Genomic DNA, 23,867 nt, shown 5'->3' on the forward strand with positions numbered 1-23,867 from the left:
CACAGATTCGCTATTCGTTCGCAACACCTGTCGGTTGGCCGACCACGATGAAATGCAGATCATCGGGTTTGATCAGGCGGGCAGCGACGCGTTTGACATCTTCCAGCGTGACGGCTTCAACGCGGGTGTTGCGGGTTTTCGGATAATCGGGCGGCAGGCCGAGATCCTGCATCCCGACGAGGATGGAGGCAATCGTGTCGTTGCCGTCAAACCGCAAAGGATAGGCCCCGGTCATATAGGTTTTGGCGTTGGCCAATTCGTCTGCGGTGACGCCATCCTTGGCGACTTTCGCCCATTCTGCACGGATCACCTTGATCGCCTCGGCCACCTTTTCGTTGCTGGCTTGGAACTGGCCCATCAACACTTCGGCATGGTCATAGGCCGCCAAACTGGTGCCGATGCCATAGGTGAGGCCACGTTTTTCACGCACCTCGGTCATCAGGCGGGCAGAAAACCGACCGCCGCCGAGGATTTCGTTCAGCAGGCTGGCGGCGAAATAATCGGGGTCGGAGAACTTCAAACCGCCTTGGCCGAAGATCACCATCGACTGTGGGCCGGGGAAGTCTTGCACGGTGATGCCGCCCTTGGTCTGCAACGTCGCCGGGCCGGGTTGCGGCGCACCTGTGGCGGGTAGGTCGGCAAGGAGTTTATCCAACAGAACACCCAGATCGGCGGCAGAAATATCGCCCGCTGCGGCGACGGTGATACGGTCGCGGGCGATGGCGTCTTTGAAGGCTTGCAGGATATCATCCCGGGTCAGGGCGGTGACGGTTGCGATGGTGCCGGACCCGTCGGAGCCATAGGGATGGGTGCCAAAGCTGCGGGCGCGTTCAAGATTGCTGGCAATGGTGCCGGGGTCTTTTGCGTCCGAGCGCAGGCCGGACAGCACCTGTTCACGCACCCGGTCCACCGCGTCTTGGTCAAAGCGCGGCTTGGTCAGGGCGTCATGCAGCAGGGCCGTCGCCTGATCTCGGTTCTCGGTCAGGAAATGGCTGGAGACGGAAACGCCATCTTGATCGCTGCTGAAATGAAAGCTGGCGGCAAGACCATCGCGGGCGGCGGCGAAACCTTGGCTGTCGAGATCACCCGCACCTTCTTCGATCAGCGCGGTCATCAGATTGACCGCGCCACGCTTGCCTGGTGCATCCAGGGAGGTGCCACCTTTGAAGCGAATCTCCAGCGCGGTAAACGGGATGCCGTGATCTTCCACCAACCAGGCCTTGATGCCACCCGGAGAGGTGACGGGCTGGATGTTGATTTCAGCGTGCAAGGGCGAGGCCAAAGCGAGCAACACGGCCGCGGCACGCCAGATCATACGCGGGTTCATTGTGCAGCCTCCTTGGCGGTCAACCAGCCGGTCACGGCTTGGTCGCGGTTGAAGACCAGCTTGGCTGCGGCCATCACATCTTCGGGCGTCACAGCTTGCAGCACATCCGGCCAGTCCTGCACATCTTTGACCGAAAGCCCGACGGCGAGGGCCTCGCCATAGGTGCGGGCCAAGCCGCCTGCGTCGTCACGGGCATAGATCTGACCGGCGCGGATTTGGGTTTTGATGCGGGCGAAATCGTCGGAGTTGACGCCGTCTTTCATGAATTTCGCGATCACTCTGTCCATCGCGGCTTCGGCATCGGCGAGGCTGACACCCTCGGCAGGCACCACGACGAGGCCGAAGGTTTGCGGATCAACCGAAACACCATCGTAATAGGCCGAGGAATAGACGGCAGTTTGGGTGTCAAACTGCAAGGCCTTGGTCAGCACCGAGGTGGTGCCAGAGCCGCCGAGAAGATCGGCCAGCACGGCCAAGGCAGCGGCTTGTTTCTGATCGCCGGGATTACGCTCGGGGGCAAGATAGCTGCGCGCGACATAAGGTTGGGCGACACGCTCATCCGCCAGCACCAAACGACGCTCGGCCAGTTGCGGCGGTTCTTCGGGCCGGTGGCGCGGCTTTATTTTATCCGAAGGCGGCAGCGGACCGTAGTATTTCTTGGCCAAAGCCAACACGTCAGCTGGCTTCACATCGCCCGCGACGATCAGGATGGCGTTGTTGGGGGCATAGTAAGCGCGATAGAAGTTGATGGCGTCGTCGCGGGTCAGGCCGGCGATTTCAGCGCGCCAGCCGATCACCGGGATGCCATAGGGATGATTCAGATATTGTGCTGCGGACATTTGTTCTTGCAGCAGGATGCCGGGATCAGAGTCGGTGCGCTGGCCGCGCTCTTCTAAAATGACCTGACGCTCGGTGGTCACGTCTTCTTCCGACATGTTCAGATTGACCATGCGATCGGATTCCATCTGCATCATCAGATCAAGCCGATCAGCGGCAACCCTCTGGAAGAAGGCGGTATAATCTTCTGTGGTGAAGGCATTGTCATCGCCGCCTTGCTTTTCGACCGTGGCCGAAAACTCACCCGTGGGAACCTTCGCGGTGCCTTTGAACATCAGATGTTCAAAGAAATGCGCGATGCCGGAATGACCTGCGACCTCATCAGCGCGGCCAATTTTATACCAGACCATCTGGGTGACAACCGGGGCGCGGTGATCTTCAATCACCACCACTTGCAGTCCGTTATTCAGGGTGAAACTGCTGACCGTGTCGGCGCTTGCGGCGAAAGGCAGAACGGGCAGTGACAGGCAAAGAAGGCCGAACATGGTGCGGCCAAGGGAGCGAAACATCGCGGTCCTCCGTGGATTACAGGGCGCACGCTAACCGCAATGCCCGCCCGCTGAAAGCCGGGGCAACGGGGTTGTGATCACTCGCCTTTTTTCGGCGGTGGCGCGGAGGGGGTGCGCGCGCCTGCGGCCCGCCAGCGTGCCAGTTCGGCGTGCTGATCCAGCGACTGCTTGGCATAGGCCTTGTAATAGACGTTCAGGTTGAACAGGCGCTCCAGCGGGCGACCATTGTTCTTTTTGCGGAACTCCAGATCTTCGGAGGCCAAAACCTGGCGGATACCGGGGGTCACGCCCTGCCGGGTGGCATAGTTGTACAGCCCCGCATCGCTGACGCCGCTGGTGGCCGGGGGTTTGCCACCCAAAGCTGTGATCGCATCATCTTGCGGATGTGGATCAGTCAGGTTGGCACCGCCCGGCGTGGGCGCGGGCAGATCGGCGAGCGAGGTCGGCAGTTCCAAGGCTTTCGGCGGCAGGATTGCAAATTCATCCGGGCCGTTGCTGTCAGACCGCAGGTTCATCAGATCAGGCGCTTTGTCGCTGCAGGCCGCAAGCGTCAACAACGCTGCGCCCGCGAACGCGAGAACCACCTTTGCTGATCGCATATTGCTGCCTCCACCAAGTCTTACCATCGTCGTCTTAGCCTATGATCCCGCCCGCGTCACGGGGTCTTTCGCCGCTTCGCGCGGGTTGGCTTGGCGGATTTGCCACCAAACACCACCAAACCCAAGGCGCCTGCGAAGATTGCGATGTCGGCGATGTTGAACGAATAGGGGTTTTCAAAGCCGCAGCAGGACATGGTCAGGAAATCGGCGACATAGCCATAGGCAATCCGGTCCACCACATTGCCCAAAGCGCCGCCGATCAGCAAGCCTCCGGCGATCATCGACCACCGCCCCGGACGTTCGCGCCGCAGCCAGATCAGCACCCAAGCTGAAATCGCAACCGCCACCGCAATCAGCACCCAGCGCATGAACTCGGCACTATTGGCGAACAAACCGAAATTTACGCCACGATTCTCGGCCCAGCGGAAATTCAGCAGCGGATCGAGCACCTCGATCTCCCCACGCTCGCGCAGGGAAAGCAGGCGGATCACGCCGATTTTGCTCAGCTGGTCCAGCAGAAAGACGATGATCGCGGTGAGGGAAAGCGCGCGCATCTTAGTGCCGGAAGTGCCGCTGATCGGTGAAGACCATCGCAAGACCCGCCGCATCGGCCGCCGCAATCACCTCATCGTCGCGCATGGAGCCGCCGGGTTGGATGATTGCCGTCGCCCCCGCCTCTGCCGCAGCCAGCAGGCCATCGGCAAACGGAAAGAACGCATCCGAGGCCACAACCGACCCCACGGTGGGGCTTTGTGGCAGGCTCAAAACATCGGCCATATCGCCCGCCTTGCGCGCGGCGATGCGGGTCGAATCAATCCGGCTCATCTGCCCTGCCCCCACACCCACGGTCGCGCCATCTTTCACATAGACGATGGCGTTCGACTTCACATGCTTGGCAACTTTCCATGCAAACATCAGATCGGCAAGCTCGGCCTCAGTTGGTGCGCGCTTTGTCACCACTTTCAGATCAGCGGCGGTGATGTTGTCGGTGTCGCGGTCTTGCACAAGGAAGCCCCCCGCGACTTGCTTGAACGCCAACGATTTCTCGGTGGGGTCCGGCAGGCCCTTGGTGGTCAGCAGGCGCAGGTTTTTCTTGCTGGCGAAGATCGCTTTCGCCTCATCAGACGCTCCCGGCGCAATCACCACCTCGGTGAAAATCTTGACGATCTCCTCAGCGGTTTCAGCATCCAAAGGCTGGTTCAGCGCCACGATACCGCCAAAGGCCGAGGTCTGATCGCAGGCATAAGCGCGCAAATAAGCCTCTTTCAGCGATGCCGCCTTGCCCACCCCACACGGATTGGCGTGCTTGATGATCGCACAGGCCGGACCCGCGCCCGCAAACTCGGCCACCAGTTCAAACGCCGCATCGGTGTCATTGATGTTGTTGTAGGACAGCTCTTTGCCCTGCCATTGCTTCGCTGTCGCCACGCCTTCGCGCTTCGAGCCATCAGTGTAAAACGCCGCCGCCTGATGCGGGTTCTCGCCATAGCGCAAGCCCTGCGCCAGCACCCCGCCGAAGGATTTCGAGCGCGTAAACGGTTGCCCCAACTGCCCCGAGAGCCAGCCCGAAACGGCAGTATCGTAAGCCGCCGTGCGGGAATATGCGGTCAGCGCCAGCTTCTGCCGGAACGCCAAAGTCGTCGCGCCATCATGTGCCTTCATCTGATCAATCAGGCCGGCATAATCGGCAGGATCGGTCACAACCGTCACAAAGCGGTGGTTCTTTGAGGCCGCGCGAATCATCGCAGGCCCGCCAATGTCGATATTCTCGATGCAGGTGTCATGGTCGGCACCTTTGGCGACGGTTTCCTCAAACGGGTAGAGGTTCACGATCAGCAGATCAATCGGCTCGATCCCATGCGCCGCCATCGCCAGCAGATGCTCGTCATCATCGCGCAGCGCCAACAGCGCGCCATGCACATTCGGGTGCAGGGTTTTGACACGGCCATCCATCATCTCGGGAAACCCCGTGACATCAGAAACATCCCGCACCTTCAGCCCTGCGGTGCGCAACATGCCAGAGGTGCCACCTGTGGAAATCAACTCCACCCCCTGCGCGGCCAAAGCGCGGGCAAGGTCCAAAAGGCCAGATTTATCGGATACGGAAATCAGCGCGCGGCCAATAGGAACAAGATTGGTCATGTCAGCCCTTTCAAGTCAGATCGGAACCGGCATCTCGTCGCGGTCCAGATCCCGGATGGCCAGCGGAGTATCCTGTGCTTTCGCCAAGGTCCAGCCGATCTGCGTCTCTAACTCCGTCGCGCGGGCCGAAAGGACGATCTGCCGCGTCAGACGCGGTTTCAGACGACCCTTTTCCAGAAAAACCGAAGGCTCCAGCGTCAAAGTCGCGAAACCATCATGACGGAACACCCAGATTTCGCCGCTTTTTAAGGCAAGCGACACCGCCGCCCCGCCCATATCCAGCGCCGCATCGACATCCGGGTGCAGATGGAATCGCACGGCAAAGCCTGCGCCCTGCAAATGCAACTCATTCATCAGCCGCTCAAACCGGGCGCGCTCAGCTTGGCTGCGGGCGGTCAGCGCATCCAAGCCCACCAATTTGCGGCCATCCTTGGACAGCAGAAGTTCGCGCGAATGCGTCAGCCCATGCGTCGCCGACCAGCCGGAATGCGCCATGTAAAGGTGCAGCCCATCGGGCAAGTGGCCCTGTCGCAGCGAGGTCACCTGTGCGCGATCAACCAAGGCATCTTGCGCGAGGGCAAGCCTTGACCCCGATTTCAAACGGCTGGACGAATACCCCTCTACCGCCAAGGTCGAATGCGAGGCCGTCGCCCGCCCGGCCTGCCGCCACTCCGCCCCAAACGGCGCGCCCGAGCCGCAGTTGACGATCACCGGACGCCGCCCCGAGGTCAGCTCAAACGCCGAGGTCGAGGCATGCGCCCAGATCCCCGCAGCCCCCCCCGGCGGGCGGGCCGCATCAACGATCACCGTGGTGCGGGCCTCTGCCAGCCGCGCAAACCCCATCGCCAAACCTAGCCCCACGCTTGACCCCGGCTTCACCCCCGTCGCCGCCAGCGCCAGATCCAACCGCCCCTCCATGCCGCGCCCACCGCCATGAAACCGCGCCAGCCCGCCATCGGCATGACGCAAAGCGCGTAAGCTGGGCGCAATCCGCTCCAACGCCGCAACCAACGCGGGCGGAGGCGTATGCCCCGCCTCGGACAAAGCCTGCTCGGCCCAAGTCAGCAGTGTGAAAACCTCCAGCAATTCCTCAGGGTTGCGGGTGGGTATCCCCCCCATCGCGTCGATCTCACGGCTACATTCCACCGCAAGGGCAGCTACAGCAGGGGCGACGCGCGCCTGCATCCCGGTCAGCGCAAGGCCCGCGTAGATCAAGCCTGTCAGTGCCTCAAACCGCGGCAGTCCAGGGGCGGCATGTGGCCAGCGCCGCGACAAAAACACCACCTGCGCTGACAGGCTGCGGTAATAGGCATCCGATTGCACCCGGTCACGGCCCTGCAACAGCAGCAAAGCATGGTTGATCCAGCGGATCAGCCGCCGCCCGGTCAGATCCGGCGTCCAGCCCGGCCCTTGGCCGCGACCAAACCGGGTGATCCAACCCCAAGTCCACTCCTGCGCGCGGGTGCGGGCGGCGAAATCACCCAAAGCCGCCAGATCATCCAGCCACAAAAACCCCTGCGTCTCGGCAGGCGCGCCCGGATCATCCAGCGCCACATCCCAGATCGAGGCCCCCGGTGCCTCAACCAACTGCCCGGCGAACTGAAAGTTCCCCGCCACCAACTGCCGCCCGCGCGCATAAAGCCCGACCGAACGCGGCTCTGGCTGCGAGACAAACCCGGTCGCAGCGGGGCTGCGCAAAGCGCGCCACATTGCCAGCCGATTGCCAAGGCTTGCCTTGCCGGGTTTGCGTTTCATCCTGTTCCTGTAACCTGCCAGCCCGCTTGTGCGCGGATCGTTGGCGCACAGCATAGCGCCAAGGCCCCGCCCTGTCACCCGCCCCGGCGATTGCTCTTTCTGAAATACTCCCCGCGGAGCGTTCAACCGCCGATGCAAAGCCAAAGGCCGGGCATCACACCCGGCCTATCCGCCCGCGCCAAAGCCGCCGCGTGCCCCCTCGATGGGGGCCAAGGCGGCACCCCGGTTTGGGTCAGTGCTGCACCCGTTCCATATATTGCGCCAATCCGCGCACCTGACCCAGCCAGCTTTCCAGTAGCTTCGGATCATGCGGTGCGCCATGCACACCCACCGCAATCTCGCGCTTCATCACCGATTCCACCGCGAAAGACACCGGCGTCGACACCAGCCGCGCCATCGCCGATCCACGCGCATCGCCCCAAGCATCCATCGCCCAGGTCTCATGGAACACCGGGCGGCCATCGCGTTCGGCTTTCAGCGACACGAACAGGATCACCCGATCCGGCTCTCCCGGCGCATAGGAATTTTCCGCCACAAACTGCGCCGCCATTTCCGCCAATCGCGCATCGCCCGCAGGGCCTTCCAGCGTTTCGATCTCGCGGAACACTGGAGTCCAAGCGTCTTGCCAGCCGTTCAGCCGGATGGTGCCGCGCACGAAATCCTTGACCTTCCAGTCAGGATCAAATCGGTAATCTTCCATGAACGGATAGCTGTCGCGGTTGGGGTAAACCTCAAAGCTTTCCGGCACCGGCAGCGGCGCGTCATATTTGGTGATCGCGTCCCAAGGCCGATTGACCCGCAATTCGGAAAAATTCCGCAAAGACCGCGATGGCGAGCGCAACGCCTTCAACACCCCCAGCGGCGCCCAAGAGAATTTATAGCGGAACGGGTTCGGGATTTTAGGCACGCCGCCGCAATAGCTGGTGAAAGATATCACGTTATCAATGTGATAGGCCTTCGATGCACGATAGCGCGCCACCAGATCATGCGCCATCAGATGGTCAATGCCCGGGTCTAAGCCCACCTCATTGACCGAGACCAAACCCGCCGCACGGAAGGCTTCGTCCAACGCCTTCATCTCGGGTGCAATGTAGGACGACGACACAAAATGCGCGCCCTTATCCAGACAGGTCTTGGCAATCGCCACATGCTGATCGGCGGGCAGCATCGAGATCGCGATGTCATCGGGCTGCAAGGCGTCGGCCAAAGCCTCTAGTGAGTAGGCGCGAATATCCGCGCCAAGATCGCCCACCGCTTCCTGCGCCTTCTCGACCGTGCGGTTCCACACCACCACCTGATGGCCGTTCTCAATCAGCCGCCGCAAACCCGGGGCCGAGGACAACCCCGTGCCGCACCAATGAATCGTCATAGTTTCTCTCCCCTTACAGGCTGGCCGTGTGGCGGGCATATTCTGCCGCAGCACGTCCCCAAACCCCAGAATTCAGATCGCCCAACGTCGCCAAAGAGGCCAACAGTTGCGCCGCATAATCTTCGCTGCTTTCCACCGGCAGCAGGGACGGCAAGTTGTCAATCGCCGTCACATCCAGCACCGGATTTTCCGCGACACGCAGCGCCGGGGCGTCCCATTCGGTCACCCGATCATACACCTTGATCGGTGAGAAATCCGAGGTCGGGTCGCAGGCAATGTCACCAATCACCGTGAGTTTCCGCGCAGTATCTTCCTTGGCCGAAGCCGCCACAAAAACCGGACAGCCGGGGCGGGCGAGGATGCAGTTCAGGAAAATCTCGTGCTGCAAGACTTCCGGGAACGGGCCTCCGCTGGCGGTTTCGGCCTGATCCCATTGCGTCACCGCAACCCCCATAGCCGCACAAAGGTCGGACGCCCCAGTGCCAACCCGGCCCAAAGCCCCAATCACAATAGCTTTCGGGCGGGCAAAACCAGCCAGTTCAGCCTCTAAATCCGCCAGCAAAGCCGCCTTACCGGGATATTTCGCCACGGGTCCCGCAATGCCACCGCGCTGCTGCGCGGCCCAGCATTTCAGCGACACGGCAGCCCCGGCATAACCCGCCCAATAGCCGAACGCCGCCACCCGGCGACCATCCGCACCCACCAGATATTCCAGATCGAACAGCGTACCGCCGCCCGCCTTGAAGCGCTTGAGCAACACCTGCCCCGCAGGCTGACCCTTATAAGCATGGCCGAACATGATGTGGCGATGGGTCAGGGCCGTGCCATCTTCGGGCAATTCTTTCAGCCCAAAGATAATCGCATCCGCCGGGGCCTGCGGCCAAAGATTCTCCGCCGCAATCTCACACCCAGCCGCCTTGTAGCCCTCGATCCCAATCGCGCGGACCGAGCTTTCCTCGACAGTCACCCGGATGCCTGCCTTGATCAGCGCCGCAGCCCCGTCCGGCGTCAGGCCGACGCGCTCCTCATTCGGGCGCTGCTCTGCCCGGACCCAAAGATGCGTCATGCCAATCCCTCGCGCTGTGCCATTTTCCCGGCTGAATACCAGATCAGGGGGCAAGGAACAGGGGGGGCGTGACCGCATGGCCCGAATTTCGCCCAAACTGCGGCGTAGTCAAAGTGGCAAGGCCGCGGCGTTCCGGCTATCGTCACCGCAATCTGTTTCAAAGAGGCGCGTCATGTCCCTGTTGTCCCTACTGACCGATGTGCTGTTCATTGGTCATTCGCTGGTTGGCCCGACGTTGCCCACCGTGCTGGATGCGACACTGCGCGAGATGCGTCAGCCGTCTGTGGTGCAGGCGCAGATCATCAACGGCTCATCGCTCGCCTACAACTGGGACAACTCCGCCAATGCCGAAGGCGTCGACGCCAAGGCGCGGTTGAAGCGGCAACCCACCGATGTGCTGGTCATGACCGAAGCGCAGCCGCTCAAGGGTCAGATCCAGTATAACGCTACCTCGGGTTATGTGGCGAAGTTCTCAGGTCTGGCGCTAGAGGCCAATCCGCACACAAGGCTTTATGTCTATGAGACTTGGCCCAGCCTGAACTCCGGCCCCGGCAATATCACCAAAGACGACCCTGACGCGGGCATCCCGTGGCGCGAACGCATCGCGCTGGATTTGCCATTGTGGGAGAGTGTTGTGGCCGATGCCTCAGCCAAGGCGGGCCATGAGGTCAAGCTGCTGCCCGTCGGTCAGGCGATGGGGCATCTGGCGGATGAGATCAAGGCGGGCCGGGTGCCAGGGGTCAGCGATATCAAAGAGATGTTCGTCGACGACATTCACCCCAACGGCAAAGGTTTGTATTTCGTCGCCATGGTGCAGGCGGCGTCAATTGTCGGCAAAAGCCCCGAGGGCGTGCCTGCCAAGGTGACGCGGGCTTGGACGTCGCGCGATGCGGTGATCACGCAGGAACAGGCGCAAGTGTTTCAGCGCATCGCTTGGGAGGCGTTGGAGGCTTATGTTCCCGGCCAAATCGCGGCACAGATTGCACCTGTTGTGGTGCCTGTTGCGCCGGAGCCTGCTTTGGGGACCATTCCAGACGCGCAAGACCCGCCGTTCCCCGCCATCAAACAGATCACCAACACCCATCTCGCCTTGGGTCTGGCAGGCGTCAACGATTGGTCGGTACAACAGCCGTTCCTGAACCTGATGAAAACCGCGCGGCCTTGGATCGGCCATCTGCCCGACCAGTTCGGCGGCTGGACCGAGGCTGATCTGGCCAAAGCGGGGGCATTGGGGCCGCATGGTTGGCCGGTGAAAATCCCGCCCGAACTCGCGAAAATCTCCACCCTGATCCTGACGGATCTTCCGGAAGATGCCGCAGGCGTCGCGGGCCGCTACATTTTGACCTACCAAGGCAAAGGCACGCTGAAAGTCGAAGGCCGCGTGAAGATTGTGACCGAGGCTCCGGGCCAAGTGCAGTTCGATTACACACCCGGCGAAGGCTTGGTGTCGATCACCCTGCTGGCCTTGGACGCTGCCGATCCGATCCATGACATCGTGGTGGTGCGGGCATCGCGCGCGCAAATGCTGGCCGATGGCGCGATCTTCAACCCCGATTGGCTGGCCCGGATTCGTGGCGTGAAAGGCATCCGCTTTATGGATTGGATGATGACCAACGACTCCACCCTGTCAGAGGTCAAAGACCGCCCGCAGCCCACAGACTACTCCTATGCCCGCAATGGGGTGCCTATTGAGGCGATGGTGGCGCTGGCAAATGAGTTGAAAGCCGACCCGTGGTTCACCCTGCCGCATCTGGCCACCGATGATCTGATCCGCACCTACGCCCAGATCACCCACGACCAACTCGACCCCAGCCTTCATGCACAAGTCGAATACTCCAACGAGGTCTGGAACTGGCAATTCGCCCAAGCCCGCTGGGCCGAAGAACAGGGCATTGCACGTTGGGGGCAGGATAAAACCTGGGTGCAATTCTACGGGTTGCGCGCCGCACAAGTGATGGCGATCTGGTCGGATGTGTTCAAAGACGCCCCCACCCGCCTGACCCGCATCGTCGCGGTGCAGACCGGCTGGCTGGGGCTGGAGGAACAGATTTTGGACGCACCCTTGGTGGTGGCCGAGGGACTGCCGCCGCCCGTGGTCAGCTTTGACGCCTATGCCGTCACGGGGTATTTCAGCGCGGAGTTGGGTGGGGATCAGAAATTCACCACCGTGAAGGGTTGGCTGAAGCAATCAGCAGACGCGGCGCGCAAAGATGCCGCTGCACAGGGGCTGACGGGGGCAGCGGCCGACACCTATGTCGCCCAACACCGCTATGATCTGGCCGATAAACTGGCGGGCCAAGAGCTGCGCGACGGCTCGGTCACAGGCAATCCGGCCAATAGCCTGACGCAAATGTTGGCCGAAACCCTGCCCTACCATGCCGCCATCGCTGCAGACCGGGGGCTGAAGCTGATGATGTACGAGGGCGGCAGTCATGTGGTGGGCTATGGCGCAGAGGTCGATGATGAGGAATTGACCGCGTTTTTCACCCATCTCAACTTCACGCCAGAAATGGGTGCGCTTTATGCCGAATTGCTGGCGGGGTGGCAGATGATCTCGGATCAGCCGTTCAACGCCTTTGTCGATGTGTATCGGCCCGGAAAATGGGGGAGCTGGGGCGCGTTGCGGCATTTGGGCGATAGCAACCCACGCTGGGACGCTTTGGCGAAGGGCTGCATCACATGCTGACCCCACGGCTGAGCGTGATCATTCCGGCCAGCAATGAGGCGGCGTATATCGGCGCGTGTTTGACGGCGCTGTTTGCGTCCGGTCCGATCAATGCGGAATGTATCGTCGTTGCCAACGGCTGCCGCGATGCCACCGCAGCGGTGGCGCGGGGATTTACGGCGCAGGCGGAGGCGGCGGGTTGGGCGCTGACGGTGCTGGACTTACCGCAAGGCGGCAAACCCAATGCGCTGAACGCAGGGGACCGGATCGCCAAGGCTGCGATGCGGGCCTATCTGGATGCGGATGTGGTCGTCTCGCCCGATCTGATGGCGCAACTGCTCGCAGCACTTGACGGCGATACCCCGCTCTATGCAACAGGAACCGCCCATATCCCCCGCGCCAAAAGCGCCGTCACCCGCGCCTATGCAAGGTTCTGGCAACGCCTGCCCTTCGCGCAAAGCCCGGCCCCCGGCCATGGCCTGTTCGCCACCAATGCCGCTGGTCGCGCGCGCTGGGCGGAGTTTCCCGGCATCATCTCGGACGACACCTTCGTGCGGCTGCAATTTGAGTCTGACGAGCGGGTGCAGTTCCCCGCGACCTACGAATGGCCGATGATCGAGGGCTTCGCGGCCCTGACCAAAGTGCGACGGAGACAGGATGCCGGGGTGGCTGAGATTAATCGGCTTTATCCCGGACTTTTGGCGCGGGAAGCGAAAGCGCCGCTGACCAAAGCTCGCCTGCTAGACCTCGCGCTGCGTGATCCCATCGGCTTCACCACCTATGCCGCCGTTTCCGTAGCGGTGCGCCTCAAGCGTGGCAAAGGCTGGAGCCGTGGCCGGTAAAGCGGAATTCGCGCGAATTCCGTGCACGATTTCCGCGCGGAAATCGTCTTACAGATCAAACGTCGCGAAAACTGGGGCGTGGTCGGAGGGTTGTTCCCATCCGCGCACCGGGCGCAGGATGCGGCTGCCATGCGCGGATTTGGCAATATCAGGTGTTGCCCAGATGTGATCCAGCCGACGCCCCTTATCGGCGGCGTCCCAGTCGGGCGAGCGATAGCTCCACCAGCTGTAAAGATTGCCCGTCGGAATGTCAGCGCGGGTGACGTCGACCCAAGCGCCCGACTCCATCGCCGCGCCAAAATGCTCCACCTCAATCGGCGTATGGCTGACGATCTTCAACAACGCCTTGTGGTTCCACACGTCATCCTCACGCGGGGCGATGTTCAGATCGCCGACCAGAATGGCTTTTGTGGGCTTCTCACCATGAAACCAATCGCGCATCTCGGTCAGGAAATCCAGCTTCTGGCCGAATTTCACATTCTGCGCCCGGTCGGGAATATCGCCACCTGCAGGCACATAGCAGTTGTGGATCACCACGCCGTTCTCCAGCCGGGCAGCCACATGCCGCGCATGACCCATGGTGACGAAATCACGCCCCCCGGCATCCTCCAGCGGCAGCTTGGAGACGATCGCCACGCCGTTATAACCCTTCTGCCCGCGTGCCACCATGTAGCGATAGCCAAACGCGCGGAACTGCTCCACCGGGATCATCTCGACCGGGCTTTTGCATTCCTGCAGGCACAGCACATCGGGGGCCTCCTCGGCCATCAGCTTGGCCACCAGACCTTCGCGCAGACGGACCGAGTTGATGTTCCAAGTGGCGAGGGTGAAGGTCATTGGCTGCTCCTGATCAAGAGCAATCAGCCTAAGCTGCGCCGCCCGCGTTCTCAAGAGGGCAAAGCCCCCGACGATAGGCTGAGCAGCAACTACACAAAAAGTCGCCCAGCCAATGTGGCCGGGCGGGAGGTCCAACAGGGAGGTAATGTCGTACATATACCATAGAATACTGCGCATTTCCGTCCGCTGGTGCAAATTACCCAAGCCATGGCTTTTTGGCCACAACCCAAGATTGCGTCATGCGCAAGGCAGGCTTTGCGCCTATTTGGTCAGGATCAGCTTTGCCGATTTGGTGATGCGCAGGGTGTAAATCTGCCCGTCCAACTCGATCAGCGCGGTGCCCGCCCCCCCCGTCAGCGCCCGCGCGTCGTAGCGGAGGGTGCGGTCTGCGGATACGGGTTCGGCAGCGGCTTGCGACGCCAGAAACTGAGGGGTCAGGATTTGAGTTTCGTACATGTTGCGCTCCGCAAGAGATTAGGGTTGGCACTGAAAGACCGGCTTCCCAGAGGCGGGTGGCATGGCGATGGCCTATACCTAGCAAATTTGTCAGGAATATAAAACCTGATTCTTTTACTTATCTTTAGCAGACCCCTGCGCTGCGGCAGGGCTGCAACGCCCGTCAGCTGGCCACCGCCTGTGGCAGAAGCCAAGTGCCGTGGCTGGGCAGCGCATTGATGCGAATCGGGCAGCCGTAGGCGTTCGACAGCAATGCATCCGTCAGCACGGTATCTGGCCTGCCTGCGGCGACCAAAGCGCCTTCAGCCAGCAGCGCCAACTTGTCGGCGAACATCGCGGACAGGTTCAGATCATGCATTACCGCCACCACGCCGCCGCCTGCATCGGCAAATCGGCGGGCCAGCCGCATCACTTGCAACTGATGGCCCAAATCGAGGCTGGCCACGGGTTCATCCAAGAACAACCAGCGCGCGCCGCCTGCACCGACCGGGTTCCAGACCTGTACCAAAGCACGGGCGAGTTGCACGCGCTGCCGTTCGCCCCCCGAGAGGTCTTGGTAATTGCGTGCGGCGTGGTGCAGCAGGCCCACCTCGGCCAAGGCGCGCTGCGGCAGATCGCGGGCATCTGCGTTCTCGCCCATGCTCAGGCCCAGCCGGATCACCTCCAGCACGGTGAACGGGAACGCCAGTTGGGTTTCTTGGGCCATCACCGCGCGGATCGCCGCCAACTGCCATGCTTTCGCGCGCGCCACATCAAGCCCGTTCAGCGTGACCTTGCCCTGATAGGCGACCTCACCTATGAGTGCGCGCAACAGCGTGGTTTTGCCTGATCCGTTCGGCCCGACAATCGCGGTCAGCGTGCCGGGCCGGGCGGTCAGGCTGACACCGCACAGCACCGGGCGGCGGTTCAGGGCCACACAGATATTTTCGACCTGAAGCATCGTCTAAATCCCCACAAGGCCCTGACGGCGCATCAAAATCCATAGGAATACCGGCGCACCCAGCACGGCAGTCACGATGCCAATCGGCAGTTCGGCCGGGGCGACGATGGTGCGGGCGATCATATCGGCTCCGACCAGCAGGCTTGCCCCTAGCAGAGCGGCATTGGGCAAAAGGTAGCGGTGGTTTGGCCCGGTAGAGATGCGCAAAAGATGCGGCACGACGATGCCGATAAAGCCGATACCCCCCGCCACCGCCACCGCAGCGCCAGTAGCCGCCGCCACGCCGAGGATAATCAGTTGTTTCAGCCGTTCGACTTCGATGCCCAGATGCGCCGCTTGCGCCTCACCCAAGGCCAGCGCGTTCAGGCCGCGCGCCATCAGGGGGGAGAACAGCAGCACCGGCAGAATCAGCGGCAAAGCGGTTGCCAGCTTGCCCCAGCCCGCGCCGGCCAGTGACCCCATGCTCCAAAACGTCAAATCGCGCAGTTGTTTGTCATCGGCGAGATAGACGAGGATGCCGGTAAATGCCCCCGCCAAAGCCCCCAGCGCGATACCCGCCAGCAGCATATTGGCGACCGAGGTGTGACCGCCGCGTGTCGCCAGACGGTAAAGCAGCAGGGTCGCGCCCCAACCGCCCAGAAATGCCGCCAAAGGCACCAGTTGGCCGCCGAAATGCACCGCAATCCCGGCGGGCAGCAGCCCGCCCACCACAATCGCCAACACCGCACCAAGCCCCGCGCCAGCACCGACCCCGACGATACCGGGATCGGCTAAAGGGTTGCGGAACAGACCCTGCATCAGCGCGCCCGACACCGCCAAGGCAGCCCCGATCAGCAGGCCCATCGCCAGACGCGGCAGGCGGATGTTCCACAGGATCACCTGATCTCGTGTCGAAAGCTCGCCCTTGATCGCCGCATGCGCCAAGTCAGCAAGGTTCAACCCCGCCGCTCCGGTGCCCAAGGACAGCACCGATACCACAAGCAAAAGTCCGATCAGCGCGCGCAGCATCAAAGCCGCGCGGGCCTCACGTTCGCCACCCGTGCTACGGCTGCGTCCCAAGGCGAGTGACAGCATCTCAGCCAGCCTGCGGATAGAGCGCGTCATACAGCGCGCGCGCCGCATCCGGTGTGCGCGGGCCAAAGCCCAGCAACATCATCCCATCCATCCGCACAATCGCCCCCGCCTGCGCCGCAGGAGTTTGCGACAGGGTCGGATGCGCCATCACATCCGCATTGCCGATCGCCAGATCGCCTTCGCGGTCCATTATCAGGATCAGATCGGGAGCGGCGGCGAGAACTGCTTCATCCGTCATCTGCTTGTAACCCTGAAACCCGGTCGCGGCATTGATACCCCCGGCCAAGGCGATGATGCCTTCCGCCGAAGACCCCTCGCCCCCCGCCATCACCCGCCCACCTTGCAGCGACAGCACGAACAGCACGCGTTTTTTGTCCGTCACCGCAGCGGCGCGGGCTTCGGCCTCGGTCAGCCCGGCTTGAACGTTAGTTGCCAAAGCCTCGCCTTCCGCATCACGCCCCAAGGCTTCAGCCACCGCTTTAATCTTATCAACCACCCCCGCAGGGGTCGGATCGCCCGGCATCCGCAGGAACGGCACGCCAGCGGCGGTCAACACATCCACCGCTGCGGGCGGGCCGGCGTCGGCTTCGGCCAAGATCAAATCCGGGGCAACCGACAAAACCCCTTCCGGCGACAACGCGCGGATATAGCCGACATCCGGCAAAGCGGCGATCGCGGCAGGGTAATTCGAGGTCGAATCCCGCGCCACCAGCAGATCGCCAGCCCCCAACGCCACAGCGATTTCGGTGACCGAGCCGCCCAGCGTCACGACGCGCTTGGCGTCCTCGGCCCCCGCCGGGGCGGTCAGGGCGACTGACAAAGCCAGTGCCAGACCTGCCCGCAAAGCATTCACCCCCCGCATCATGCCATCTCCGCTTCCAGCACCGGAAGCGCCATCACAAAGGCATCCCAAGCCAGCGGCGGGGCATCCTTGCGATAGCCGAAGATTTGCAGGATCAAACCACCCTCGGCATCAAATGCCTCAACCGAGATCGCATCGCCGCGCTGGGTCGGCTTGGTCACGCGCCAGACTTCGCTGATGTGATCCCCGCGCAGATGCAGGTTAAAGCGCGGGTCCATCACGTTGATCCATGGCCCCATCGGCACCACCTTTTCAATCGGCCCGCCGTGAATCTGGATGCAACCTGCATTGCCAACAAAGATCATCAACGGGATTTTCTGATCGGCAGCGGCGTGCAGCACTTGGGTGATCGCATCGCGCGCAACCGGGACCGCATAGGGTGCGCCGACCATCCGGTTCGCGCCCAAACGGTTGAACTTCAACCGTCGCGTCAGTTTCAGGAACTGATGCGTGTCGGTCATCGCCTTCCACTCGGCCCGCAGATCAGCGACCCGCGCCGGATCACCCTTTGGCCCCTCGACGGGTTCGCGCGGAACCAGAGTCAGCTGATCGGACTGCTCGGCCAAGCGCAGCGCAGAAACCAAGGCATCAAACGCCACCACGTTCGACTCAGGTTTCAGATGCACCTTATGCACCGCGTCGCCCGCCGCATCGAACACCTGAATGCTGCGCTTCGGGCCATCTTCGCCCGCCTCCACCACCGCAAAGCCGAATTTCCAATGGCTGGGGAACATCCGCATATCAATCTCGGCCCCCAGCACCATCGCGGCATGGGGACCGGAGTGGTAATCTTTGTAGATCCCCCGCCGCTCATGCACACAGCTTTCGTTGCGGGTCAGCGCCATCACTTCGCCCAGTTCCCCAATCAACGGAAACAAGGCGTCGGGGGTCGCGTCAATCGCCGTGGTGCTGTGTCCGACATAGGCTGCAACCAGTTCAGCCTCGGTGATTCCCTGCATCGCCACAAAATCGCGGGCGCGCGCCTTCGGGTTTTCAGCGCGCAAAGCGCGAATCTGTGCGGGTATATGCGTATGGGTCATGCCAGAATCCTAAGTTTTACGAGGGGGTGCGGATCTGGCAGGCCATCGGGCCGTGGCTGGAGCGCAAGGGTCAAAACATATCTGCAGAGATATACTTGACAGTTATAGTCTGGATTTCTATGAGCTTATTCCTGACAGATCAAGTCGGAATATAACTCTGCCCGCCAGCTTGCCGCCATGACGGCAAGGCCAGCCATTTGCAGACCTTAAACAAGGAAAGCCAATGCTGCCTCGCCGCCTCCCCGCCCTGCGCGGTCAACTGCTGTTATCCACCTTTGCGATTGCGCTGATCGCCGCGCCCGTTGCCGCGCAAGAGACGGATGAAGGCGTGTTTCAGATGCTGGGCCGGATCATCTTCGGCGCAGGTACGGCCAAGGTTGCCATCGACACGCCGCAGGCCGTCACCGCGCGCGAGCAAGCCGATCTCGACCGCGCCCAGCCCAACACCATGGGCGATGTGCTGAAGGGCATCCCCGGCGTGCAGGCCACGGGATCGTCTGCGCGGCCCATGGGTCAGGCGTTCAACATTCGCGGCATCGGCAATACCGAGCAAACGGCATCCGAAGCCCGCATCGCGGTCAGCGTCGATGGCGCACCCAAGTTTTTCGAGCAATACCGCCTCGGCTCGTTCTTCGGTGATTTTGAGCTGTTCAAGCGCATCGAAGTGCTGCGCGGCCCGGCCTCGTCCACGCTGTATGGTGCGGGTGCGATTGGCGGCGCGATTGCCTTCACCACCAAGGATGCCAGCGATTTCCTCGAAGAGGGCAAGACCACCACTTTGCGGTTTAAGACTGGCTATAACAGCAACGGCGATAGCAAAAAGCTGGGCATTATCTTTGCCACCAAGCAGGGCAATGCCGAATACTTGGGCTCGCTGAACTATTCCAGCGGTGGCGAGATCAAAGACGGCGGCGGCACTGTGCTGGCGGGCACCGCGCATGAAAGCCTGTCGGGCCTGCTGAAAGGCAAATGGACGCTGGGGCAGGATGACGACCAAAGCCTGACCCTGTCGCTGTCGCGCACCGATACCGATCTGGACGATACGCTGCTGGCACAAACCGGAGGGGCTGCGGCGGTGTTCTTCGGCACCGCAGATATCCATTCGGTGGACGACACGGTGTCGTTGAAATGGAACAACAGCTTTGCCGAGAACCCGCTGCTCGACCTGTCGGTGCAACTTTCCCACACCAACACCACCGTCGATAAGAGCAACTTCTCGCTCGGCGCTGGCTGTCGCCTCGGGTCCAGCCAAGTGCTGTGCGCAGGTGATTTCGGCTATGCCACCACCACGCTCAAGGTTGAAAACACCGCAGAATTCGGCGGCAGCGGCTGGGATAACCGGGTGATCACCGGTGTGCAACTGTCGCAGCAAGAGCGCAGCGCGCATTCCAGCCTCGGCCCGTACAGCTTCCATCCGCAGGGCACCGACACCAAAGTCGGCGTCTATGCGCAAGGCGAGTTTGTCTACAGCGAACGCCTGACCCTGATCTCCGGCGTGCGGATTGACTTCGGCCAGTTCAGCGCGGGCGATATTGCGGGCGGTCTGGACACCGACGATACCGCGATCTCGCCGAAACTGGCGATGATGTATAAGATCAACGACAACCTCTCGGTGTTCGGCTCTCTGGCGCACACCGAACGGATGCCGACGCTGGACGAACGCTATTCGACCGAGGCGGCTAGCACCTTGCCAGAACGGCTGGCGAGTGTGGATCTGGCCAAAGAAGAAGCGGATTCGGTCGAGTTGGGCTTCACCCTGCGCCATGAAGACCTGCTGTCCGACGGGGATAGCCTGCAACTGAAGATGACGGCTTTCCACAATGACGTGGAAAACATGATCGCCACCACGCCGCGCGTCGCGGGGGGGCCGGCGGTGCCCTATTACTCCAACATTGCGGCGGCAGAGCTGTGGGGCGCGGAACTGGAAGCCAGCTATGACACCGAACGCTGGTTCAGCAATCTGTCGTGGAGCAAAGTGCGCTCCAAGAACAAAAACCCCGCCGTTGGCGCGACCTCGACCACCCTGCCCGACACCCCGGCAGAAGCGATTGCGCTAACCATCGGGGGTAAACTGCCGGTGCAGAACCTGAACATTGGCTGGACTGGCTATTACTACGACAACATCAAAACTTCGTCGGCCACCACGACGGGCGATTCCTACCAGACCCACGATCTGTTCGTGAAATGGTCGCCACAAGAGGGCGTTCTCAAAGGCTTGGACGTGAACTTTGCCGTCGAGAACATGTTCGACGAGAAGTATAAAAACAACCTCGCCCTCGATAATGGTGTTGGCCGCAACTACAAACTGTCAGTCGCCAAATCGGTGAGCTGGTGATGCGCCACGTTTGCGCCTTTATCATCGGGGTGGGCCTTTTGGCCCATCCTGCCTTTGCCCAAGACATTGCCGCTGGCCTTGCAGCACCCCATGCCAGCACCGATCTGTTCAGCATTATCCTGTCGGCGCATTGGGTTGTGCAGGCGGTGATGGTGATCCTTGCGGTGGCCGCCTTTGCCGCCCTCACCATCATGGTGCAGAAAATCGCCGAACTGACGCTGGCCCTGCGTGCCCTGCGCCGCAGCGCCTTGAAACTGACCGCCGCCACCGATCTTCCTTCGGCGATCCGTGCGATGGCCGCACAACGCGACCCCGCCACCCAGATGATCCGTGTGGCGCATGAGGAATTTGTCAGCCTCGCCGATTTCCCGGTCGATCCCGTCTATGCCCATGCCGCACAACAGCGCACCCGTTTGGCGATGGACCGGATAGAGGCCAGCGCGCTTGCCCGTCTGCGCGCAGGTTCGGGGTTGCTGGCATCCATCGGGGCGACCTCGCCCTTCATCGGCCTGTTCGGCACGGTGTTCGGCATTATGAACGCCTTTCTCGCCATTGCTGAAACCAAAACCACCAGCCTCGCCGTCGTCGCCCCTGGTATTGCCGAGGCGCTGTTTGCCACCGCCATCGGCCTGCTGGCTGCGATCCCGGCGGTGTTGATCTACAACGGACTGTTGCGCGCGATCACCGCCTATCGCCGCAAGCTGGCCGATGCTTCAGCGCAGATTGAACGGTTGCTCAGCCGTGATCTCGACCGCCGCAGCGCCGCCCATTTCAAAGCCGCGAGTTGAACTGTGGCAATCATCCCCAGCAGCCGCAGCGATGACGACGATGATGCGATGGCCGACATCAACGTGACACCGTTCATCGACGTGATGCTGGTGCTGTTGATCGTGTTTATGATTGCAGCGCCTCTCTCAACGGTGGATGTGCCGCTGAACCTGCCAACCTCCTCCGCCAAGGCCACCCAGCGCCCGGAAGACCCAATTTGGCTGAGCCTCGCGCCCGATCTGACGCTGACCTTGGGCAACCAGCCTTTGAGCGGGGCCGATCTGCAAGCGGCGCTTGACGCCCAAACCAAAGCCCAGCGCGATGTGCAGGTGTTCCTGCGCGCCGACCGCGTGGTGCCTTATGGCGATCTGATGACCGTCCTCGATCAGTTGCAGGTGGCGGGCTATCTGAAAGTCGCCCTCGTTGGGCTGCAAAGCACGACCGAAACGCAGGCCACGCCATGAGCCACCCCTTCCGCAACTGTCCGGTATCCTGCCCGATCGCCGCCTCCGCGCAGCAGCCGCGCACATGGCTCAGCTGGACCCTGTCGGCCACCATCACCGCGCTTATTCTTAGCGCCGCAAGTGCCTTGGCGCTGACCTCAACCCTTGCCCCCATTTTGGATCAACCGATCTTCCTCACGCTGCCGCCCGCCCCGGCTGCCGCCGAAAGCGTCGCCGCCATATCCGACCCTGCTCCGCTGGCCAGTGCCGAAGCACCCAGCCAAACCGCCGCCGCAGCGCCCGAAGTCGATACTCCCCCCGATATTTCCGAACCCCAGCCCGCAGCCAAGCCCATCCCACCCGAAATGGCAAAGCCCGAGCAACTGGCCGATGCCAAGCCCGCGATGGACGCCCCCCCGCAGCCACCCGATCCGCAGCCGGCGCCTGACGCGCCGCCCGCCGCGGCGAAGCCACCTTCGCCCGCACCAAAACCACCAGAAGCAACCAAACCAAAGGTAGAAAAGGCCGAAGCGAAACCGAAAAAAGCCGAGAAGAAGCCAACCAAAACCAAAAAGACCGACGAGCCCGCACCGAAGAAAACCGCCAAAGCCAGTTCGGCGCCCCCTAATGCGGGCGGCGCTATGGCCGCTTCAAAAGCGGCCAAGGCCACAGCACAAAGGCAATCGCCTGCGACCTACCAAAAGGCGGTGATGAAGAAAATCCGTGGTACCAAAAAGGGATCTAACCCCGGCAAGGGCAGCGCCGTGGTGGGCTTTGCGATCTCGGCAGGCGGTGGTCTATCACTGGTGAAGATCGTCAAAAGTTCCGGCTCGCCCGCCTTGGATGCGGCGGCGGTGGACCATATCCAACGCTCCGCTCCATTCGGGCCACCGCCCGCAGGGGTATCAACCCGGTTTTCATTTGAGTTTGTTGGGAAGTAATTAGCTGAGCGCGATCAAATGGTTATCCCAAGCGGTCGCATTGCGGCTAAGGGATGCCAGACCATCATGGCCATAGCTCCAAACTCCGCCCTGCCCATCGGTGAGCCGCAAGCCATCGCCCAAAGCCGCAGCACCCGAGACATCGGCACGTTGGTCGGTCGCAAGCCAGCCACCCGCGCCGTCAAACAGCATCACCACGCCGGCAGGGGCCGAGGTCAGCGCGATCAGATCACCCGCTCGGGCAACCGCAATCGACCCGGCATAGCCCTTCATCGCAAACGCCTGTTCATCCGGCGGCGGGCACAGTTGCGGCGCGGACCCCGGCACCCAAAGCCCCAGTTGTGCGACAGGCTCAGACGTATCACCCTCCCACTGCATCGCAAAAGCCACGCCCTCGCCATGCAAAGCCAGATGGCGGATTGAGTTTTGGTGCAACTCATCCGCCAATTCCACCTGATCCAACAGCGCACCATCGGCAGACAGCAGCGTCAGATTGGGCCGCATCGTGTTGATGTTCAGCTTGGTGCGGTCGCCGGGATCGGTTTCAATCCCGCCATTCGCCACCACAATCCGGCCATCCGCCAACCGCCGGATGTCATGCGGGCCAATGCCGTGACTGTCCCACTCGGCAATGCGGACAAAGCCCGCCGTCTCCCACAACCCAATCCGCCCCGCCGAGCCTTCGGCAACCACTTCCGAGGTCATCAGCAGCGCCCCATCCGCCGAGAACGCGCCATGGCCGTTAAATTGTCGCCCTTCAGGTGGGGTTAGACGGTGCCGGACAGCCCCGGTCAAACAATCCAGCACCAGCGCAAACGTGCCGGGGCGGCGCGCAAACGCCACCGCCAAAGCCTGCGACGGATGTGCCGCCGCCGCATGGCCACGCGCGGGCAAGCCAATCTCAAACAGGCTTTCCCCCACCGCACTCAAGCCATGCAGCACAAATTCATCGCCCAGCTTCCCCGCAGCAAGGCAAGCAGGCGAGCCGACCTCGGCCCAAGACACTCGCGGCAAGCTGGCCGCCACCAAACCCGCCAAAAACGCCCGCCGCGTTGCCATC

At 62.1% G+C, this 23,867-nt stretch carries 21 protein-coding genes; 6 read left to right on the plus strand and 15 right to left on the minus strand.

Annotation, left to right across the window (positions count from 1 at the left end; genetic code table 11):
• Positions 1-10: 10 nt before the first annotated feature.
• The 8 genes from AKV04_RS20915 to AKV04_RS20950 all read right to left on the minus strand — a co-directional run bounded on the left by AKV04_RS20915 (position 11) and on the right by AKV04_RS20950 (position 9,604).
• On the minus strand, positions 11-1,315 hold the full coding sequence (locus tag AKV04_RS20915; protein WP_054008527.1) for a M16 family metallopeptidase: 1,305 nt from the start codon (positions 1,313-1,315) through the stop codon (positions 11-13).
• An 8-nt stretch (positions 1,316-1,323) separates the two neighbouring features.
• The gene (locus AKV04_RS20920) at positions 1,324-2,673 is read right to left on the minus strand and encodes a M16 family metallopeptidase (RefSeq protein WP_054008323.1); all 1,350 of its coding nucleotides are present in this window, start codon (positions 2,671-2,673) and stop codon (positions 1,324-1,326) included.
• Positions 2,674-2,750: 77 nt separating this feature from the next.
• On the minus strand, positions 2,751-3,272 hold the full coding sequence (locus AKV04_RS20925) for a DUF3035 domain-containing protein (RefSeq protein WP_054008324.1): 522 nt from the start codon (positions 3,270-3,272) through the stop codon (positions 2,751-2,753).
• A gap of 56 nt (positions 3,273-3,328) precedes the next feature.
• Positions 3,329-3,826 carry a signal peptidase II gene (lspA, locus tag AKV04_RS20930; protein WP_054008325.1) on the minus strand — a complete coding sequence of 166 codons (498 nt, stop codon included), beginning with the start codon at positions 3,824-3,826 and terminating at the stop codon, positions 3,329-3,331.
• A gap of 1 nt (position 3,827) precedes the next feature.
• Complete coding sequence (gene purH / locus AKV04_RS20935; RefSeq protein ID WP_054008326.1) at positions 3,828-5,414, minus strand: bifunctional phosphoribosylaminoimidazolecarboxamide formyltransferase/IMP cyclohydrolase; 1,587 nt, start codon at positions 5,412-5,414, stop codon at positions 3,828-3,830.
• A gap of 15 nt (positions 5,415-5,429) precedes the next feature.
• Positions 5,430-7,169, minus strand: a complete 1,740-nt coding sequence (locus AKV04_RS20940) for a heparinase II/III family protein (RefSeq protein WP_054008327.1) — start codon at positions 7,167-7,169, stop codon at positions 5,430-5,432.
• Between the two features lie 232 nt (positions 7,170-7,401).
• Complete coding sequence (locus AKV04_RS20945) at positions 7,402-8,538, minus strand: saccharopine dehydrogenase family protein (protein WP_054008328.1); 1,137 nt, start codon at positions 8,536-8,538, stop codon at positions 7,402-7,404.
• A 13-nt stretch (positions 8,539-8,551) separates the two neighbouring features.
• Entirely contained in the window at positions 8,552-9,604 is a 1,053-nt protein-coding gene (locus tag AKV04_RS20950) for a saccharopine dehydrogenase (RefSeq protein WP_054008329.1), read from the minus strand.
• Between the two features lie 172 nt (positions 9,605-9,776).
• On the opposite strand from AKV04_RS20950, the gene AKV04_RS20955 reads away from it, so the two are divergent.
• Positions 9,777-12,290 carry a hypothetical protein gene (locus tag AKV04_RS20955; RefSeq protein ID WP_054008330.1) on the plus strand — a complete coding sequence of 838 codons (2,514 nt, stop codon included), beginning with the start codon at positions 9,777-9,779 and terminating at the stop codon, positions 12,288-12,290.
• Positions 12,284-13,111, plus strand: coding sequence for a glycosyltransferase family 2 protein (locus AKV04_RS20960; protein ID WP_054008331.1), 828 nt, complete (start codon positions 12,284-12,286; stop codon positions 13,109-13,111). The genes AKV04_RS20955 and AKV04_RS20960 overlap by 7 nt, the downstream gene beginning before the upstream one ends.
• Positions 13,112-13,159: 48 nt before the next feature.
• On the opposite strand, the gene AKV04_RS20965 is transcribed toward AKV04_RS20960, so the two are convergent.
• From AKV04_RS20965 to AKV04_RS20990, 6 genes are all read right to left on the minus strand, one after another.
• Positions 13,160-13,948, minus strand: coding sequence for an exodeoxyribonuclease III (locus AKV04_RS20965; RefSeq protein ID WP_054008332.1), 789 nt, complete (start codon positions 13,946-13,948; stop codon positions 13,160-13,162).
• Between the two features lie 261 nt (positions 13,949-14,209).
• Entirely contained in the window at positions 14,210-14,404 is a 195-nt protein-coding gene (gene hemP / locus AKV04_RS20970) for a hemin uptake protein HemP (RefSeq protein WP_054008333.1), read from the minus strand.
• 163 nt (positions 14,405-14,567) lie between these two features.
• Positions 14,568-15,344 (minus strand): heme ABC transporter ATP-binding protein, encoded by a 777-nt coding sequence (locus AKV04_RS20975; protein ID WP_054008334.1) that lies wholly within the window; start codon positions 15,342-15,344, stop codon positions 14,568-14,570.
• A 3-nt stretch (positions 15,345-15,347) separates the two neighbouring features.
• Positions 15,348-16,418 (minus strand): FecCD family ABC transporter permease, encoded by a 1,071-nt coding sequence (locus tag AKV04_RS20980; RefSeq protein WP_054008335.1) that lies wholly within the window; start codon positions 16,416-16,418, stop codon positions 15,348-15,350.
• A 1-nt stretch (position 16,419) separates the two neighbouring features.
• Positions 16,420-17,280, minus strand: coding sequence for a heme/hemin ABC transporter substrate-binding protein (locus AKV04_RS20985; protein ID WP_054008528.1), 861 nt, complete (start codon positions 17,278-17,280; stop codon positions 16,420-16,422).
• A complete protein-coding gene (locus tag AKV04_RS20990) occupies positions 17,280-18,320 on the minus strand; it encodes a hemin-degrading factor (protein ID WP_054008336.1) in 1,041 nt (346 codons plus the stop codon). The genes AKV04_RS20985 and AKV04_RS20990 overlap by 1 nt, the downstream gene beginning before the upstream one ends.
• A gap of 223 nt (positions 18,321-18,543) precedes the next feature.
• Here AKV04_RS20990 and AKV04_RS20995 point away from each other — a divergent pair, with 223 nt between their 5' ends.
• Genes AKV04_RS20995 through AKV04_RS21010 form a run of 4 tightly spaced genes read left to right on the plus strand, consistent with a single transcriptional unit; the run spans position 18,544 to position 22,807 of the window.
• On the plus strand, positions 18,544-20,655 hold the full coding sequence (locus AKV04_RS20995) for a TonB-dependent receptor domain-containing protein (protein WP_054008337.1): 2,112 nt from the start codon (positions 18,544-18,546) through the stop codon (positions 20,653-20,655).
• Positions 20,655-21,443: a tonB-system energizer ExbB gene (gene exbB, locus AKV04_RS21000; protein ID WP_054008338.1), complete on the plus strand. Its 789-nt coding sequence runs from the start codon at positions 20,655-20,657 to the stop codon at positions 21,441-21,443. Before AKV04_RS20995 ends, exbB begins: the two co-directional genes overlap by 1 nt.
• 12 nt (positions 21,444-21,455) lie before the next feature.
• Positions 21,456-21,887 (plus strand): TonB system transport protein ExbD, encoded by a 432-nt coding sequence (gene exbD, locus AKV04_RS21005; protein WP_407638488.1) that lies wholly within the window; start codon positions 21,456-21,458, stop codon positions 21,885-21,887.
• Entirely contained in the window at positions 21,884-22,807 is a 924-nt protein-coding gene (locus AKV04_RS21010) for an energy transducer TonB family protein (RefSeq protein WP_054008339.1), read from the plus strand. The genes exbD and AKV04_RS21010 overlap by 4 nt, the downstream gene beginning before the upstream one ends.
• Here AKV04_RS21010 and AKV04_RS21015 read toward each other — a convergent pair whose 3' ends face one another.
• A complete protein-coding gene (locus AKV04_RS21015; protein ID WP_054008340.1) occupies positions 22,808-23,866 on the minus strand; it encodes a DUF1513 domain-containing protein in 1,059 nt (352 codons plus the stop codon). It abuts the gene before it with no gap.
• Position 23,867: the final 1 nt, after the last annotated feature.

The organism is Cypionkella psychrotolerans, from assembly GCF_001294535.1.
Taxonomy (GTDB): Bacteria; Pseudomonadota; Alphaproteobacteria; order Rhodobacterales; family Rhodobacteraceae; genus Cypionkella; species Cypionkella psychrotolerans.

Bases quoted from the DNA above. Each gene is read 5' to 3' on its own strand.
- AKV04_RS20915 (WP_054008527.1), bottom strand. From the start codon at position 1,315: ATGATCTGGCGTGCCGCGGCCGTGTTGCTCGCTTTGGCCTCGCCCTTG.
- AKV04_RS20920 (WP_054008323.1), bottom strand. From the start codon at position 2,673: ATGTTTCGCTCCCTTGGCCGCACCATGTTCGGCCTTCTTTGCCTGTCA.
- AKV04_RS20925 (WP_054008324.1), bottom strand. From the start codon at position 3,272: ATGCGATCAGCAAAGGTGGTTCTCGCGTTCGCGGGCGCAGCGTTGTTG.
- lspA (WP_054008325.1), bottom strand. From the start codon at position 3,826: ATGCGCGCGCTTTCCCTCACCGCGATCATCGTCTTTCTGCTGGACCAG.
- purH (WP_054008326.1), bottom strand. From the start codon at position 5,414: ATGACCAATCTTGTTCCTATTGGCCGCGCGCTGATTTCCGTATCCGAT.
- AKV04_RS20940 (WP_054008327.1), bottom strand. From the start codon at position 7,169: ATGAAACGCAAACCCGGCAAGGCAAGCCTTGGCAATCGGCTGGCAATG.
- AKV04_RS20945 (WP_054008328.1), bottom strand. From the start codon at position 8,538: ATGACGATTCATTGGTGCGGCACGGGGTTGTCCTCGGCCCCGGGTTTG.
- AKV04_RS20950 (WP_054008329.1), bottom strand. From the start codon at position 9,604: ATGACGCATCTTTGGGTCCGGGCAGAGCAGCGCCCGAATGAGGAGCGC.
- AKV04_RS20955 (WP_054008330.1), top strand. From the start codon at position 9,777: ATGTCCCTGTTGTCCCTACTGACCGATGTGCTGTTCATTGGTCATTCG.
- AKV04_RS20960 (WP_054008331.1), top strand. From the start codon at position 12,284: ATGCTGACCCCACGGCTGAGCGTGATCATTCCGGCCAGCAATGAGGCG.
- AKV04_RS20965 (WP_054008332.1), bottom strand. From the start codon at position 13,948: ATGACCTTCACCCTCGCCACTTGGAACATCAACTCGGTCCGTCTGCGC.
- hemP (WP_054008333.1), bottom strand. From the start codon at position 14,404: ATGTACGAAACTCAAATCCTGACCCCTCAGTTTCTGGCGTCGCAAGCC.
- AKV04_RS20975 (WP_054008334.1), bottom strand. From the start codon at position 15,344: ATGCTTCAGGTCGAAAATATCTGTGTGGCCCTGAACCGCCGCCCGGTG.
- AKV04_RS20980 (WP_054008335.1), bottom strand. From the start codon at position 16,418: ATGCTGTCACTCGCCTTGGGACGCAGCCGTAGCACGGGTGGCGAACGT.
- AKV04_RS20985 (WP_054008528.1), bottom strand. From the start codon at position 17,280: ATGCGGGGGGTGAATGCTTTGCGGGCAGGTCTGGCACTGGCTTTGTCA.
- AKV04_RS20990 (WP_054008336.1), bottom strand. From the start codon at position 18,320: ATGACCCATACGCATATACCCGCACAGATTCGCGCTTTGCGCGCTGAA.
- AKV04_RS20995 (WP_054008337.1), top strand. From the start codon at position 18,544: ATGCTGCCTCGCCGCCTCCCCGCCCTGCGCGGTCAACTGCTGTTATCC.
- exbB (WP_054008338.1), top strand. From the start codon at position 20,655: ATGCGCCACGTTTGCGCCTTTATCATCGGGGTGGGCCTTTTGGCCCAT.
- AKV04_RS21010 (WP_054008339.1), top strand. From the start codon at position 21,884: ATGAGCCACCCCTTCCGCAACTGTCCGGTATCCTGCCCGATCGCCGCC.
- AKV04_RS21015 (WP_054008340.1), bottom strand. From the start codon at position 23,866: ATGGCAACGCGGCGGGCGTTTTTGGCGGGTTTGGTGGCGGCCAGCTTG.